This is a genomic window from Bacteroidota bacterium (genome assembly GCA_020402865.1).
Classification (GTDB): Bacteria; Bacteroidota; Bacteroidia; order Palsa-965; family Palsa-965.
The window spans coordinates 90879-104914 of the sequence record JADBYT010000033.1 but is presented as its reverse complement, the minus strand read 5'-3'; the positions used below and the strand labels follow the sequence as shown (position 1 = coordinate 104914).

General features: G+C 48.1%; 12 protein-coding genes and 1 tRNA gene. 12 read left to right on the top strand and 1 reads right to left on the bottom strand.

The window, feature by feature from the left end; translation table 11 throughout:
• Positions 1–574: 574 nt before the first annotated feature.
• From IM638_18725 to IM638_18715, 3 genes are all read left to right on the top strand, one after another.
• Positions 575–1090 carry a hypothetical protein gene (locus IM638_18725; protein ID MCA6365072.1) on the top strand — a complete coding sequence of 172 codons (516 nt, stop codon included), beginning with the start codon at positions 575–577 and terminating at the stop codon, positions 1088–1090.
• Between the two features lie 83 nt (positions 1091–1173).
• Positions 1174–1614 (top strand): DUF2147 domain-containing protein, encoded by a 441-nt coding sequence (locus IM638_18720; protein MCA6365071.1) that lies wholly within the window; start codon positions 1174–1176, stop codon positions 1612–1614.
• A gap of 2 nt (positions 1615–1616) precedes the next feature.
• On the top strand, positions 1617–2768 hold the full coding sequence (locus IM638_18715) for a hypothetical protein (GenBank protein ID MCA6365070.1): 1152 nt from the start codon (positions 1617–1619) through the stop codon (positions 2766–2768).
• Between the two features lie 234 nt (positions 2769–3002).
• Here IM638_18715 and IM638_18710 read toward each other — a convergent pair.
• A tRNA-Pro gene (locus tag IM638_18710) sits at positions 3003–3075 on the bottom strand.
• A 185-nt stretch (positions 3076–3260) separates the two neighbouring features.
• On the opposite strand from IM638_18710, the gene IM638_18705 reads away from it, so the two are divergent.
• The 9 genes from IM638_18705 to IM638_18665 all read left to right on the top strand — a co-directional run bounded on the left by IM638_18705 (position 3261) and on the right by IM638_18665 (position 14017).
• Positions 3261–5639, top strand: a complete 2379-nt coding sequence (locus IM638_18705; GenBank protein ID MCA6365069.1) for a TonB-dependent receptor — start codon at positions 3261–3263, stop codon at positions 5637–5639.
• A 5-nt stretch (positions 5640–5644) separates the two neighbouring features.
• A complete protein-coding gene (locus IM638_18700; protein ID MCA6365068.1) occupies positions 5645–6514 on the top strand; it encodes a DUF4249 domain-containing protein in 870 nt (289 codons plus the stop codon).
• 146 nt (positions 6515–6660) lie between these two features.
• On the top strand, positions 6661–8310 hold the full coding sequence (locus IM638_18695; GenBank protein ID MCA6365067.1) for a T9SS type A sorting domain-containing protein: 1650 nt from the start codon (positions 6661–6663) through the stop codon (positions 8308–8310).
• A gap of 107 nt (positions 8311–8417) precedes the next feature.
• Positions 8418–9371 carry a thioredoxin-disulfide reductase gene (gene trxB / locus IM638_18690; GenBank protein MCA6365066.1) on the top strand — a complete coding sequence of 318 codons (954 nt, stop codon included), beginning with the start codon at positions 8418–8420 and terminating at the stop codon, positions 9369–9371.
• Positions 9372–9461: 90 nt separating this feature from the next.
• Positions 9462–10196, top strand: a complete 735-nt coding sequence (locus IM638_18685) for a hypothetical protein (protein ID MCA6365065.1) — start codon at positions 9462–9464, stop codon at positions 10194–10196.
• A 96-nt stretch (positions 10197–10292) separates the two neighbouring features.
• Positions 10293–12056 (top strand): hypothetical protein, encoded by a 1764-nt coding sequence (locus IM638_18680; protein MCA6365064.1) that lies wholly within the window; start codon positions 10293–10295, stop codon positions 12054–12056.
• Positions 12057–12106: 50 nt separating this feature from the next.
• Positions 12107–12607 (top strand): dihydrofolate reductase, encoded by a 501-nt coding sequence (locus IM638_18675; GenBank protein MCA6365063.1) that lies wholly within the window; start codon positions 12107–12109, stop codon positions 12605–12607.
• Positions 12594–13739 (top strand): porin, encoded by a 1146-nt coding sequence (locus IM638_18670; GenBank protein MCA6365062.1) that lies wholly within the window; start codon positions 12594–12596, stop codon positions 13737–13739. The genes IM638_18675 and IM638_18670 overlap by 14 nt, the downstream gene beginning before the upstream one ends.
• Before the next feature lie 62 nt (positions 13740–13801).
• Positions 13802–14017 carry a hypothetical protein gene (locus IM638_18665; protein MCA6365061.1) on the top strand — a complete coding sequence of 72 codons (216 nt, stop codon included), beginning with the start codon at positions 13802–13804 and terminating at the stop codon, positions 14015–14017.
• Positions 14018–14036: the final 19 nt, after the last annotated feature.

Sequence of the window (14036 nt, the reverse complement as noted above, 5' to 3'; positions counted from 1 at the left end):
TTGATTTTACAGGATTTTTTGGCCGATTGAGGCGCTTTTTGAGTCAATACCTGTCCCGACAGTATTGTCGGGATTGGCGAAAAAAGCAACGAAGAGCGGTCAAAAAAGACGCAAAATCATTAGTAAGAAAAAATCCTAACAAGCTCTGAATAAAGGTTGTTCGGAATGTAACAGGCAGAAAAATCAGCTCTGATTTCGCACGGGGCGGGGGCAAGTAAATGGAGAACTTGATCCAGCTGCACCTGCTAAGCAGGCCATGATGGCGGCCGTGAATACACTTACGCCCAAACGAAAGCTTGGCTTGAAGCTGTATAATCACTTGGGTAATGTGCCGGTGACGGTGTCCGATCGGAAGTTGGGTAAGCTGTTGGAGGCTACTCCCACGGTGCTTTTAGCGTTTGCCGGGCCGTTTTCTCCTTGCGTTCACCTTCCACCTTCGGTACATACTTGTAAAACGTACTTAGTACATTAAACAATTTCCCGGCCCGATGCAGTTGGAAAAATATCCTCAAAAGCGCATTAAAGCTATATTGAGTGTAGCATGATCATGTCCGGGATTTTAATATATTGCAGCATGAAAAAAATCGGTTACACCTTAATCTTGCTTTTTGCTGCTGTATTCGCTGGCTGCGGTGGTGGTGGTGAAAAAACAACATACAAAATTGAGAACGTTGAATTTACGCTGAGCGGACCTTTGTTTGAAGGTTCAAATCCTGCGCAATACACGTACGCAGTTGATTTAAAGTCTATTCTTGGCGACAAATACGCTGACGGTTCAGAAATTACCGGTGCCGTGCTCAAATCTGCTCAAATTACAGCTGCAGACTCTGCAAATTTTAATGGTATCAATTCTTTTGTAGTAAGTCTGGCAGGTGATAATCCAGAACTTAAAATGGTGGAATTGGCAGTGCTCAATCCCATTGCGCCGGGGTCAACGAAGGTAACTTTAATCCCTTCTTTGGAGGCAAATGCCGATGATTATTTTAAGGAAAAACAATTCTACATCGTGGTGGACGCAGGTCTGGCAGCGGATATGGAGGGTGACATCACCTTTAAGGGTACGTTCGAATTTGAACTTACTTACCACTAAACGAAATTTGGGAATACAATTTGTATAACGGATCTTATTCGTCAAACTAAAATCCAACAAGAATGAAAAAGTTTATTGTAGTCATGGTCCTTATTCTCTTCGGAGGATTGTTTTCGGGATTTGTACAAGACACGAAAGAAGGAGATCGTCTTTTAGGTGTTTGGGAACCCAGTAACGGACGTGCCCGTGTGAAAGTGGAAAAAATCGGTACGAAGTATTACGGGAAAATAGTGTGGCTAAAGGAACCAACCGATCCGGAAACCAAACAGCCCAAAACAGATAAAAACAACCCTGATCCGGGCTTGCGTAATGTGCCTTTGAAAGGTTATCGTATGCTGAAAGACTTCGTGTACAAAGGCAAAGACGAATGGGCTGACGGAACCATTTACGATCCGCTGAACGGCAGTACCTACAGTTGTACGATTAAAATGACCGACGAGAATACTTTGGAAATTCGCGGTTATATCGGTGTTTCAGCTTTGGGACGTACCGACATTTGGAAACGATTGGTCGTTAAGAAATAGTCATGATGTTAAAACGCTACTCAGTCCTCATCACGCGTACGTGGTGTGCCGCATTATTGGCATTGTCCTGCACTTCGCTTCATGCACAAGTTGATACTACTGCTGGTGCCGCGGACGATGAAGATTACGGTCAGTATGATAACGTTGGATTTGCCGACGATGGCGCAAAGCGTTTCTGCAGTCCGAAAATAGAAGGTTTGAGCCCGGCGAAATTAATTTCCGTTGGTTACGATTACCAAATGGGTTATCAAATGATCGCAGACTCTTTGCGGTCGCAGTCGCCCTTTGCTCCCTGGGGAAATTTTAATCCCGATACCGGCGAAGTAGCTTATTCGCATGGCTTGCGTTTAGCCTGCAACATACCGGTAGTTTCCAAAACAAGTCTGGTTTGGCAATTGGGCGCGAACTATTGGGAGCAGCAATACGAATTTAAAGATGGCAATTCGTTAAGCAATCCGATGTTGACGGCCTTGCGCGATAACGGCTTGCGCACCATGGGCATAAACACCACCGTATTTAAACCACTTAACGACAAACAGTTTTTGTTGTTTCAAGGATCTGCGGATATGAGCGGTGATTTTCAGTTATCGAAATTAATGCCTGCCAGATATTTAAAATATTCTGTTGCTGCGATTTGGGGAAAACGACCTACAGAGCGGAAGCAATGGGGGATTGGTGTATCCAGAACGTACCGGGTCGGGGAATTGAATTATATCCCGATTGTGTTATTCAACTGGACCGATGCTTCCAACAAATGGGGCACTGAAATTTTATTCCCGGCCCGTGCACATGTGCGCAGAACCATCAACAGTCGTAATATGGTGTTTGCAGGCTACGAACTGGAAGGACAGAGTTATCGTTTGTATCGCAATAATGACCCGTCAGCGAATTTCGATATGCGACGTGAAGATCTGGAAATTCGTCGCGGTGAAATTCGTTTACGTTTGGTGTATGAATTTTCCCTGAAAGGTTTCGTTTGGATGTCGGTGCAAGCCGGCTATCGCATCAACTATCGTTATGATGTGGATCGTTTAACAGACGGCGCTGAAATTTACCGTGGCTTTGGCCTTGTAAGCGACGCTCCTTACGTGATGGTGAACCAATTGACCAATCCGCTTTATTTTAATATCAGCTTGAATCTGGTAAGTCCCTAGTAACTGTCAGGGTTCTTCTTTTTTAAGCTTCTGTTTTTTAACCCGCTCTTCGTTTGCTTTTGCAGCTGATCCTCTTCAGGGATCAGCTGCTGAAGTTTTATTAATAGGGTAAAAAAACTTCAAAATCAAAGCAAAACAAAAAAGCTAAGAGGTTCTTACCAAAAGAAAGAAAGCAGATACCCTAAACCGGGGCTGGACAAAAAAAAGAAAGGCCCGTAAAGGCCTTTCTAAAAGTCGGGGTGGCGAGACTCGAACTCACGACCCCCAGCACCCCATGCTGGTACGCTACCAACTGCGCTACACCCCGATTTTAATTCCGCCAGCCTGTAAACATTTTACCGTTTCCAACGTCTTAGCGGGAGTGCAAATGTAAGAACTTTCTCTTTTCACACAACTTTAACACATTTTCACTACTATAAAAATGTGTAAAAAGAGAACAGCACATTGGCTTTCAGTAGCTTTGCAGCGCAAAAAAATGCCTAAAAAGGGGTTATGGTTAGATTTTTTCTGTTTCTATGCCTTTGTGCGGCCGGTTTTTCACTTTCGGCCCAAAATGCGCGTCCGCGGTGTACGCTAAGCGGCTACGTAAAGGAAAACGCTACAGGCGAGGCTATTATTGGTGCCACTGTTACCCTGCGCAACCCGCTGGCCGGCACAACTACCAATACTTACGGCTTTTACAGCATTACCGTTGATACGGGGACTTATACGCTTCAGGTGCAGTATCTCGGGCTTGAAACATACACGCAAACCCTGCGCCTTACACAGAATACCACACTCGATGTAAAGCTCAAGTCAAAGACCACCGACATGAAAGAGGTGGTGATTACCGACCAGAAAGCCGATGCCAATGTGCAGGACGGACAAATGAGTGCGGTAAAGCTGGATATGAAGCAGGTAAAGCAGATCCCGGCTTTTATGGGTGAAGTGGATATTCTGAAAACCATCCAGCTTACGCCCGGTGTAAAAGGTGCGGGCGAAGGAAATTCCGGCTTTTACGTGCGCGGTGGCGGGCCCGACCAGAACCTCATCCTGCTCGACGAGGCTACGGTATATAATGCCGGGCACCTGTTTGGCTTTTTCTCGGTGTTTAACGGCGATGCGGTAAAAGATCTCAACCTGATTAAAGGCGGTATGCCCGCGCAATACGGCAGCCGTTTGGCCAGTGTGCTCGATATTTCCATGAAAGACGGAAACAGCCAGCGGTTTGATGTGGACGGCGGCATTGGTGTAATTGCCTCGCGTCTGACCGTGCAGGGGCCGATTAAGAAAGACACTGCATCTTTCATCATCTCGGGCCGGCGAACTTATATTGATGTGCTGGCTGAACCATTCATTAAAGATGATTCGCCGTTTAAAGGCTCGGGCTATTATTTCTACGACCTGAATACGAAGGTAAACTGGAACATAAACAGCAAAAACCGGGTGTTTCTGAGTGGCTATTTCGGACGCGATGTGTTTACCTTTTCCAATGCGGAAGATGATTTCTCGGTGAATATTCCCTGGGGGAATGCCACCGGTTCACTGCGCTGGAATCACCTTTTCGGGCCACGGCTGTTTATGAATGCTACTTCGGTGTTCAGCGATTACAAGTTTTCGTTTGAGGCCGGGCAGGACGGGTTTGCCTTTAAACTCTTTTCGGGCATCCGCGATATTAACCAGAAGCTCGATTTCAGCTGGGTGCCCAATACCAAACATTATGTGCGTTTCGGTGCAAACTACACCTGGCACACATTTACACCCAACAACGCGTCTGCACGGCAGGATGATATTGAATTTGACCTCGGCGGACTCAAGCAGCAGTTTGCGCACGAAGCGGCCATTTACATCAACGACGACTGGAACATTACCGACCGCCTGCTTGTAAGCATCGGGCTGCGTTACTCGTATTTTGTGCAGGTGGGGCCGTTCGACAGGTTTGTGCAGGATGTAACGCAAACCATTGTGGATACCGTTACTTACGGACGCGGCAAAAAAGTGGCCGATTACGGCGGACTGGAACCCCGTGCTTCGCTGCGCTTTCTGATTAACGAAAAATCATCCATCAAGGCATCCTTCACGCAGAATTATCAGTACGTGCATCTTGCCACGCTTTCGCCCATTTCGCTTCCCACCGATATCTGGGTGCCCTGCTCTGATGTGGTGAAACCGCAGCTCGGCTACCAGTATGCCGCCGGATACTTCCGCAACTTCTATAAAAACATGTTCGAAGCTTCGGTGGAAGTGTATTACAAACAGATGTACAACCAGATTGAGTTTGCTCCGTCTGCTTTGCCCGAAGACAACGTAAATAACAATACCGATAACAACTTCGTATTCGGTACCGGCGAAGCTTACGGCGCTGAATTTTTCTTCAAAAAACGCGTGGGCAAACTTAATGGCTGGATTGGTTACACGCTTTCGTGGACCTGGCGCTATTTCCCCGACATCAGCGCCGAGCGTTTCCCGGCACGGTACGACCGCCGTCATGATCTTTCGGTAGTGCTGGTATATGATCTTAACGAACGTCTCAGCTTTGGCGGCGTGTTTGTGTATGGCACAGGCAATGCCATTACGCTGCCTGTGGCGCGTTACCTCATCGAAGGTATTATTGTAGATGAATACGGCCCGCGAAACAGCTTCCGCATGGCTCCCTATCACCGGGCCGATGTGTCGGTAACATACACCTGCCGCAAGAAAACATTGTTTGGCAAACTGCCTTACCAAAGCAACTGGAATTTTGCGGTGTATAATGTCTATAACCGCATGAATCCGTTCTTCATCTATTTCGATAATGAAGGAAGCATTCAGGAAGGCAATCTTGATATTTCGGCCAAACAGGTTTCGCTCTTTCCCATTCTTCCCTCCATTACATGGAACTTTAACTTCTAAGCGCGATGAATACACGTATTTTCCTCCCGCTCGTTTTTACAGCCGCTCTGTTTGCCGGCTGTACCAAAGAGATTACCATCGACCTGCCCGAAGTGCAATCGAAAATTGTGGTGGATGGCGGCATCTTTACCGGCGAATTTGCGCAGGTAACTCTCACCAACAGCGCCGGTTATTTTGATCCGGTTGACTCTGCTTCACTGGCCGGTTACCTCATTTCAAATGCCACCGTTACACTGACAGATGGCACACAGACCGATACACTCCGGCCGACGATTGATTTTACCATGCCCATTCCGTTTGTGTATCGCGGCTCGGTTATTCAGGGGCAGGTGGGCCGAACCTATACACTTACGGTGGTGGCCAACGGACAAACCGTAACCGCAGTTACTACTATTCCCCAGCCCGTTGCGCTGGATAGTTTGTGGTTTGAACTCGATGGCGGCAGCGACAGTCTGGGCTTTGTCTGGGCCAACCTCAATGAACCTGCCGGTTTGGGAAATGGCTACCGCTGGTTTGCCAAACGGGTGGGGCGCGACGATCGTTTCCTGCCGCCATTTGGCTCGGCATTTTTTGATAAGTTTATCGACGGGCAGGATTTTGATTTTGGCTACACCCGGGGCATGGAGCCCGGCAGCACTGCGCCTGATGATGATGGCCCTGAGCGCGGTCGCTTCAGGCTGGGCGATACGGTAGTGGTCAGGTTTTGCTCCATTGGTCCGGCAGAAGTGGAGTTTTTCCGCTCTTACGAAAGTATTGTAAGCAACCAGGGTAATCCGTTTGCCGCGCCGGGGGTGGTAGAAACCAATGTGCAGGGAGGGCTGGGTATATTCTGCGGCTATTCGCCTACGCTTGATACGCTGGTGCTGAGGCCGTAATTTTCATTCTACGAATTTACATTTATTGGCTTCGAATATCCGCTGAGCATAGCCGGATATCCATTCTTCATGCAATAGCTTTTCGGGTGAATTATATTTAGTAAACGTGCAGCTCATGCACAACACGTTTACTAAAATTTAAACCCATGAAACTACATTTTACACCCGCAAAAGCGGCCGGGCTGCTGATGGCGGCATCCATGCTGCTTTCTTTCATTGGCAACGCACAAACGTATAATAATTTCTACCCCGAATCGGCAGGGAATATGTGGAGTACAGGACAGGCCCGTTCGCTGGTTTCGCATAATGCGGCCTGCGCCATGACTAGCACCGGAACTGGGTTTGATCCGAATATGTCGGCCGATGTATTGCTCACACAAATAAAGCCAAGCGGACTTCACCATGCGTCGTGGCGGTTCGGGCAGGCAGGTGAAGACGAATACGGCAATAGTGTATGCCAAAGCATTGTAAATGCAAATGAGTTTATTATTTGCGGACGAAGTTCCAACTACCAGATGCTGGTAATGAAAGTAAACAGTTCGGGATCAGTAATCTGGTCGAAAGAAATTACTTTCCCTTACGCAATGGTAGAAGGTGTGGTGGTTGCCTCTTTCAATAATTCACCGTCGAACAATGGCTACATTATTTCGGGCTATGCCAATGCGTTAAACGGCAGCGCCGCACTGGTGGCTGTGCGTATATCTGAAAACGGAACTGTGGTGTGGAAATTTGAATACCCGGTTGCCGTAAAGGTAATTGTTACCGATGCTATTGTTCGTCATTACATGGGCGACCGCATATTCAGTATGACCGGTTACGAGAATACCGGGAATGTGTTTTATGTAAATATTTCCACAATAGACGGATTGCTTTTTTCGTATTGTCCGGGAGCACGTTATAATATTTCCACACCGGCCTCATTAGGGGCGGTGCGCATGACCGAGTATAAGAAAAATGGCATTCCCCAGCTTGCGTTTACGGTAGCGCGGGGATCGTTTCCAATGGCTGTGCTTGCATTTGGTGTAGATGATTCATACGCTTCGGTAACACCAATCTGGAGCTATACCTATGCTGCCAGCACACAATATGATTATCACGTATCAAGCATCATCAATTTGAGTTCATCACGCCTTTGCATTCTTGTAAACAGATCTCCTGCTTCTACAATCGGGAATGCGGTGGCCATGCTCATGGAACTTGATTACAGTGGTGGTTTACTTGGTGCAACCAGCTATAATGCTGCGCACGAAGTTACTTCTTCGCTTATCGAATCGTGCGGAACGGGTTATCCCACCTATTCAGCAGCCTATCTCACTCCGAATGGACGTTGGGTGCAACGTGTGGTGAAACGTTCGGGCGCTGCCCAGCCTGGTTGTGCTACTGCATTCAGTCTCACCGCAACCAGTGTAAACATGACTACGGCGCAGCTTTCCATTTCGCAGATTGTATCAGGTGTGGAAAGCAATTATCCGGTGCAGGCCACAAGTGTATCTGCTTCCGCATACAACTGTTTGGGCAACCCGCTGCGTTTGGCAGCTCCGCAAACCGGTGATGAAACGGAAGTGCCGGTTTCCGGTATTGCTTACCCCAATCCGGCCCACGACTTTGTAACCATTCAGGCCGGCAGCGAACCGGTAACTGTAGAGTTGTATGCCATAAACGGGCAGCTCCTTCTGAGCCGTCAGTTCACGGGTACATCGCAGCTTTCACTTGAAGATGCGGAGCCGGGCGTGTACATTTTGCGTAAAGTACATGCCAATGGCAGCGCGGAGGTTGAAAAACTTATTGTGGAGTAGGGTAAATACTTTTGTGGAGCGGGGCAAAGGTGACAGGTGTCACATACAGTTAAATACTTGTTTGTACCTTTGCCCCGCACAACACAAAACGAACATTACCACACTTTATGAGCAATACTCCCGAACACCACCGCTGCCTGATTATCGGTTCAGGCCCCGCCGGTTACACGGCAGCAATTTACAGCGCCCGTGCCGATATGAAACCTGTAATGTACATGGGCCCGGAGCCTGGCGGACAACTTACTATTACCACCGAAGTTGAAAATTATCCCGGGTACCCCAAAGGCATTCAGGGGCCTGAAATGATGGAGCTGTTCAAAGCACAGGCTGAGCGATTCAATACCGATATCCGCTACGGCTGGGTATCAAAAGTTGATTTCAGCGGTCCGGTGCATAAAGTGTGGGTGGATGACGGCAAAACCGAAATTCATGCCGATACGGTGATTGTGGCTACCGGTGCTTCGGCCAAGTGGCTGGGCATTGAGTCGGAGCAGAAATTCCGCAGCATTGGCGGCGTTTCGGCCTGTGCCGTGTGCGATGGATTCTTTTACCGTGGTAAAGACGTAGCCATTGTGGGCGCCGGCGATACTGCCTGTGAGGAAGCTCATTACCTCTCCAAACTTTGCCGGAAAGTATATATGATTGTGCGCCGTGGCGAAATGCGTGCCTCAAAAGCCATGCAGCACCGTGTAGAAAATACCCCCAACATTGAAATTCTCTGGCATTCAGAAACCAAAGAAATTCTCGGTGATGACAGCGGGGTAAATGGCGCCATTATTCTCAATAGCCAGACAGGCGAGGAGCGCAAAATTGATATTTACGGTTTCTTCGTGGCAATCGGGCACAAGCCCAATACCGATGTGTTTAAAGGCTGGCTGGATATGGATGATCAGGGCTACATTGTTACCACTCCCGGCACCAGCAAAACCAATATTGAAGGGGTGTTTGCCGTGGGCGATGCGCAGGATAAAACCTACCGTCAGGCCGTTACGGCTGCCGGCAGCGGCTGCATGGGCGCACTCGATGCCGAGCGTTACCTTACTGCTAAAGGCATTCACTAAGAAGCTGTTCATTTTTATTGAAAAGACAGCCACAGCCGGAGCAACCTCCGGCTGTGGCTTTTCGTACAAAAGCCCAAACCGGAATAGTTCATGCGCCCACTGTTAATTGCCGTTTTACTTTTGCCACTGCATTTGTTTGCCCAGCTCGGTAAACAAAAAAATACCAAACTGTATTACACCCAGGCACAGGTCTATGATTCCACACTGGGCATAGCCATTTACGAAAAACTCAATGCGGCGCTCGGCGGCGATTCTGTACGCAACGGCTTATCCGGCTATGCGGCCACAAACTGGTGGCAGGATTTTTATACCAACGGCCAGCTCCTGCACGAAGGCTTTTACATGGAAGGACAGCTGCGCATTTACAAAAACTACTTCGAAAGCGGCAAACTCGAACGCCATTTCCGTCATACCGACAATAATCACTGCCAGATGACCATTTACTACGAAAATGGTCAGATCCGCTCCGATATTATCTATTATCAGGGTGAACCTGAAACCACCTACGAATACTTTGAAGACGGAAGCCCGGAGTTTATTGAGGAAAATGCAAAAAAGAATGAATATCCGGTAATCCGCAAATTCTATTACGGCAAAGACCGTCCGCAAAGCCTGCTTGAACTCACCGATAAAAAGAAACTCCGCTACACCTATGTGTCGTATTTCGAAAACGGAAAAGTAGAAGAAGAAGGCCCCATGCAGTATAACGCCGAAGTGAGTGATGTAATGAAAGAAGGCACCTGGAAAATTTACGACGAACAGGGCAAGCTTATTGCCGTTCGCGAGTTTGTGCGCGGGCAAATGGTGGAAGAAAAGAAAATGTAAACCGTAATTTACCGGCTTATGATACAGCTATTTCCAGCTACACAATACGGCATCTGACGTATTGTTTTTCTTGTCGTAAAAGCGGTAATTTATCGTATGAAATCCTTTTTGTTTTCCCTGCTGTTTTTGTTTACAGGCCATTTTTGTATGGCACAGGCCACCACCGCACAACGCCTTGAGTATGCGGTAAAAATGTACAACCGTATGCGTGATACGGTAGATACGTTTAAGCCGAAAACGTTAAGTGAGAATCAGATTGCCTATGTAGAGCAACGTACTGCTGCGGGCGTTATCGTTTTGGACTCGCTCATGCGGGTGCTTCCTGAAAGCAGCGAAGAACGCCGTGTTGCCCGCTATTTCAGAGCCAATTTCTATTATCAGCAGGCTTTCGTGTACGGGATGAAAGGGCGCAACGAGGATGCCTATAAAATTATGACGGATATCGAGAATGATTTCGACTACTTTGGTAATCCCTCGATTTTTCCGTTGAGATATGTATATGACGGAAAAAACTACTCCATCAAATATGATAATTTTCAAGGCACATATATCGAATTTTATACCGGTTTTGGTGAAGTGTGTGCCAATACAAGCCGTTCAGAAAAATCGCTTGCCTGTTCGCGTAAAACGGTGCAGATGACGCAGGGGAATTCATCTTACAGCTGGTACCGCTATATTGCCATTACAAAAGTGATCGGCGAGAAGAAAAAACTCAATCAGCTTGATAAGGAAATGCTCGAAATGGCTTATCAGCTTGCGGTGGAATATTCGCAACTGGATTCCAGTTATCGCCGCACCATCAAAGAGAATAATTACCCTACAATTATTACTGCTTACAACCGCATCAACGATGTGTTTGCGGCAAACCCTTCGCTCATTGGTAATGGAGAAATTTATGCGAAAGCGGCTGCCGTTTTTCAAAAGGAAAATGACTTGGGTAAAGCAGAGGAATATTACACAAATGCCTTTCGTTACAATTATCCCTACACCAAATCCGAACTTGAAAAAGTAGTCGCATTGGCCGACAGGCGCGGCAATAAATCGCTTGGTCTGGATGCGGCCATTGCGTATCAAAAACTTCTTTCTGCCTCAGATTGTGAGGGCTGGCGTACTGTGGCGCGTTATTTCGAGATGTTTGATGATAACGCCCGCAAGAATACAGCCCTTGAGCAAGCCAAAAGTTGCGATAAAGCCCGCGCAGAAGAACAACGCCGACGCGAAAAAAACGACCGCCGCCGGAGCGGGGGATTCATGATTTATGCGGCCACTTATCCGCTTACACTCATCACCCGATACAACGATTATCGTGATTACGGACTGGCTGTGGGAGTGGGCAATAACCGCTTTCAGATTGAAGCTTCGTACAAAAAGATAAACCGCAATCTTGTGCTGCAGGAAGATCTTGCATTCCGCAGTATAGATAATGAAGATGGCAATCTGTTCTGGGATGGTTACCGGGCTCATGTGTCGCTGCGGTTTATCTCAAAGGCGCAGTCTTCTTCGTCGCCGTTTTATGTTGGGCCGACTTTCGAAATCGTAAACCGTAATCTCTTGCCGGTTTGGGCCAATGTAAACAATGCGGCCGGGCAGTTTGTGGCTTCTGAATATCGCTTCAGTCCTACGGATAAAGCCTATACGGCTTATCTGAACTACGGCGTGTTTTCGGCCAGGAAGTTTTTGTATTTCGATTTTTTTACCGGCGTTGGTTTGTATTACGCACAGTTCAGCACGGGAACGCCGCAGTATGAGGGCGATGAGTATGTGATTATGCATTCGCTGCTCGAAAGCCGCAAAGCCACACGTTTTGGTCCGGCGGTGCGCATGGGCATCACACTTGGTTTCAGCACCCGCCGCCACTAACTGTATTTGGTTTGTGGCCGGAGTGTGGCGGAGGCTTATCTTTGCTTCGTATGTACATCACACACATTGTAGCAGTGGCCGAAAACGGGGCCATTGGTAAAGATAACCGCCTGCTCTGGCGCCTGCCCGATGATATGAAGTTTTTCAAGGAACAAACTTCCGGGCATTGCGTGGTTACCGGGCGTCGCAATTACGAATCCATTCCGGTAAATTTCAGGCCTTTACCCGGTCGCACCAATATTGTGGTTACGCGGCAGCAGGATTATCCGGCCCCCGGGGCGCATGTGGTGCAAAGCATTGAGGCGGCGGTAGAACTTGCCCGTTCGCTGGGCGAAACTGAGCTTTTCATTATCGGCGGCGGCGAAATTTATGCGCAAACACAGCATATCGCCAATCGCATCTGGCTTACCCGCGTTCATGCAGCACTGGAAGCCGATACTTTTTATCCCGCACCCGACGAAACACACTGGAAAAAAGTATCCGCGTTGTATCATCCAACCGATGAAAAGCATGCCTACGCCTTTACATTTATCTGTTATGAAAAAGTATAGTCTTGTGTTTGCCCTGCTGGCCTCGTTTTCACTGGCCGCACAAAGCTTTTCGCCCGGATTTTCTTTTTACGCCGAGGCTTATGCCGGTTTTGATCCTGATCAGCCGCTTTCGCGCGTGCGTGCGCCGTTCATGTATAACCACCACCGCCTCAACGAAGCTTCGTTAAATCTTGTGCAGGCTGAGTTTGCCCATCTTTCGGCCGAAGGGCGGGTACGTGCCAAAATCGGGCTGCAGGCCGGTACCTATGTGGAGCGGAACCTGGCCGCCGAACCGCCCGCACTCCGATACCTCAGCGAATCCTTTGTGGGCTTTTGTACACCCAAACAAAAACTCTGGATTGACATGGGCATTTTCAATTCGCATATCGGATTTGAAGGTGTAAAAGGCATCGATAATGATATGCTTACCCGAACACTCATGGCCGAAAACTCGCCCTACTACGAAGCCGGTGCGCGTGCATTGTACAAAGGCTCCAAAGTGGATCTCGGCCTTTATTTACTCAACGGCTGGCAGCAAATCCGCAACAACGGTGCAGTGCGCACGGGGCCTTCAATTGGTACGCAGCTGCAATGGAAAGCCGGCCGACTAACATTCAATTCATCCGCATTTGCCGGCATTCTCGCTCCGCGTCCGGTATTTATTTACCGCATCTTTCATAATTTCTGGATGAATTATACTTCGGCCAGCCAGAAACATAAGCTCACATTTGCATTCGACGCCGGCTATCAGGTGTTTGAAAATGCCTTTATTACACGTACCGCTTTCTGGAATGTGCAATCGCTTGTGTACCGGTGGAATGTATCACAACACTGGTCGGCCACGGCCCGTATTGAACATTTTCACGATCCCGAAGGGGTATTTATTACCCAGCCGGTCAATTTTGCCTTTGGCGGACGTGTACTGGTGGGGGCATTGGGGGCCGAATACCGTGTTCACGATGATTTCTGCGTCCGCGCCGAAGCCCGTTACATGAAAGCCGATGAAAAGTTCTTCGAACACTCATCGCCGGGCTCAGCAACCACCCTGCCCCTTGTCCGTTATGCCGATCATTCTATTTCCGGCGTTTTTGCCATTTGCTACCGTATTCCGCCCATTCAGGTAGTGAAAGAAAAGCAGGTACCACAGCAATAATTTCTCCCTTTTTAACAACCGCTTCATCCGGCTTTACGTACCTTTACTCAAACTCATTTCACATGAACCGTCTCCTCATCACTTCATTCCTCGTATTCGTGGCGCTGGCTGGCAGCATTACCGCCATGGCATACACCGGCAGCAAAGCCGAATGCAAAGAAACCGGCTCCTGCTGTAAGAAAGAAGCTGCCGTTTCCGGCAATAATAATTCATGCCACAGCAATGCAGAAATGCAGGCAGGCACAGGCGAAGCAAAGCCCTGCTGCAAAAAGAAATAATTCAGCCTTTAAAGGTTTG

Bases quoted from the DNA above. Each gene is read 5' to 3' on its own strand.
- IM638_18715 (MCA6365070.1), top strand. From the start codon at position 1,617: ATGATGTTAAAACGCTACTCAGTCCTCATCACGCGTACGTGGTGTGCC.
- IM638_18695 (MCA6365067.1), top strand. From the start codon at position 6,661: ATGAAACTACATTTTACACCCGCAAAAGCGGCCGGGCTGCTGATGGCG.
- IM638_18670 (MCA6365062.1), top strand. From the start codon at position 12,594: ATGAAAAAGTATAGTCTTGTGTTTGCCCTGCTGGCCTCGTTTTCACTG.
- IM638_18675 (MCA6365063.1), top strand. From the start codon at position 12,107: ATGTACATCACACACATTGTAGCAGTGGCCGAAAACGGGGCCATTGGT.
- IM638_18665 (MCA6365061.1), top strand. From the start codon at position 13,802: ATGAACCGTCTCCTCATCACTTCATTCCTCGTATTCGTGGCGCTGGCT.
- trxB (MCA6365066.1), top strand. From the start codon at position 8,418: ATGAGCAATACTCCCGAACACCACCGCTGCCTGATTATCGGTTCAGGC.
- IM638_18680 (MCA6365064.1), top strand. From the start codon at position 10,293: ATGAAATCCTTTTTGTTTTCCCTGCTGTTTTTGTTTACAGGCCATTTT.
- IM638_18685 (MCA6365065.1), top strand. From the start codon at position 9,462: ATGCGCCCACTGTTAATTGCCGTTTTACTTTTGCCACTGCATTTGTTT.
- IM638_18725 (MCA6365072.1), top strand. From the start codon at position 575: ATGAAAAAAATCGGTTACACCTTAATCTTGCTTTTTGCTGCTGTATTC.
- IM638_18720 (MCA6365071.1), top strand. From the start codon at position 1,174: ATGGTCCTTATTCTCTTCGGAGGATTGTTTTCGGGATTTGTACAAGAC.
- IM638_18700 (MCA6365068.1), top strand. From the start codon at position 5,645: ATGAATACACGTATTTTCCTCCCGCTCGTTTTTACAGCCGCTCTGTTT.
- IM638_18705 (MCA6365069.1), top strand. From the start codon at position 3,261: ATGGTTAGATTTTTTCTGTTTCTATGCCTTTGTGCGGCCGGTTTTTCA.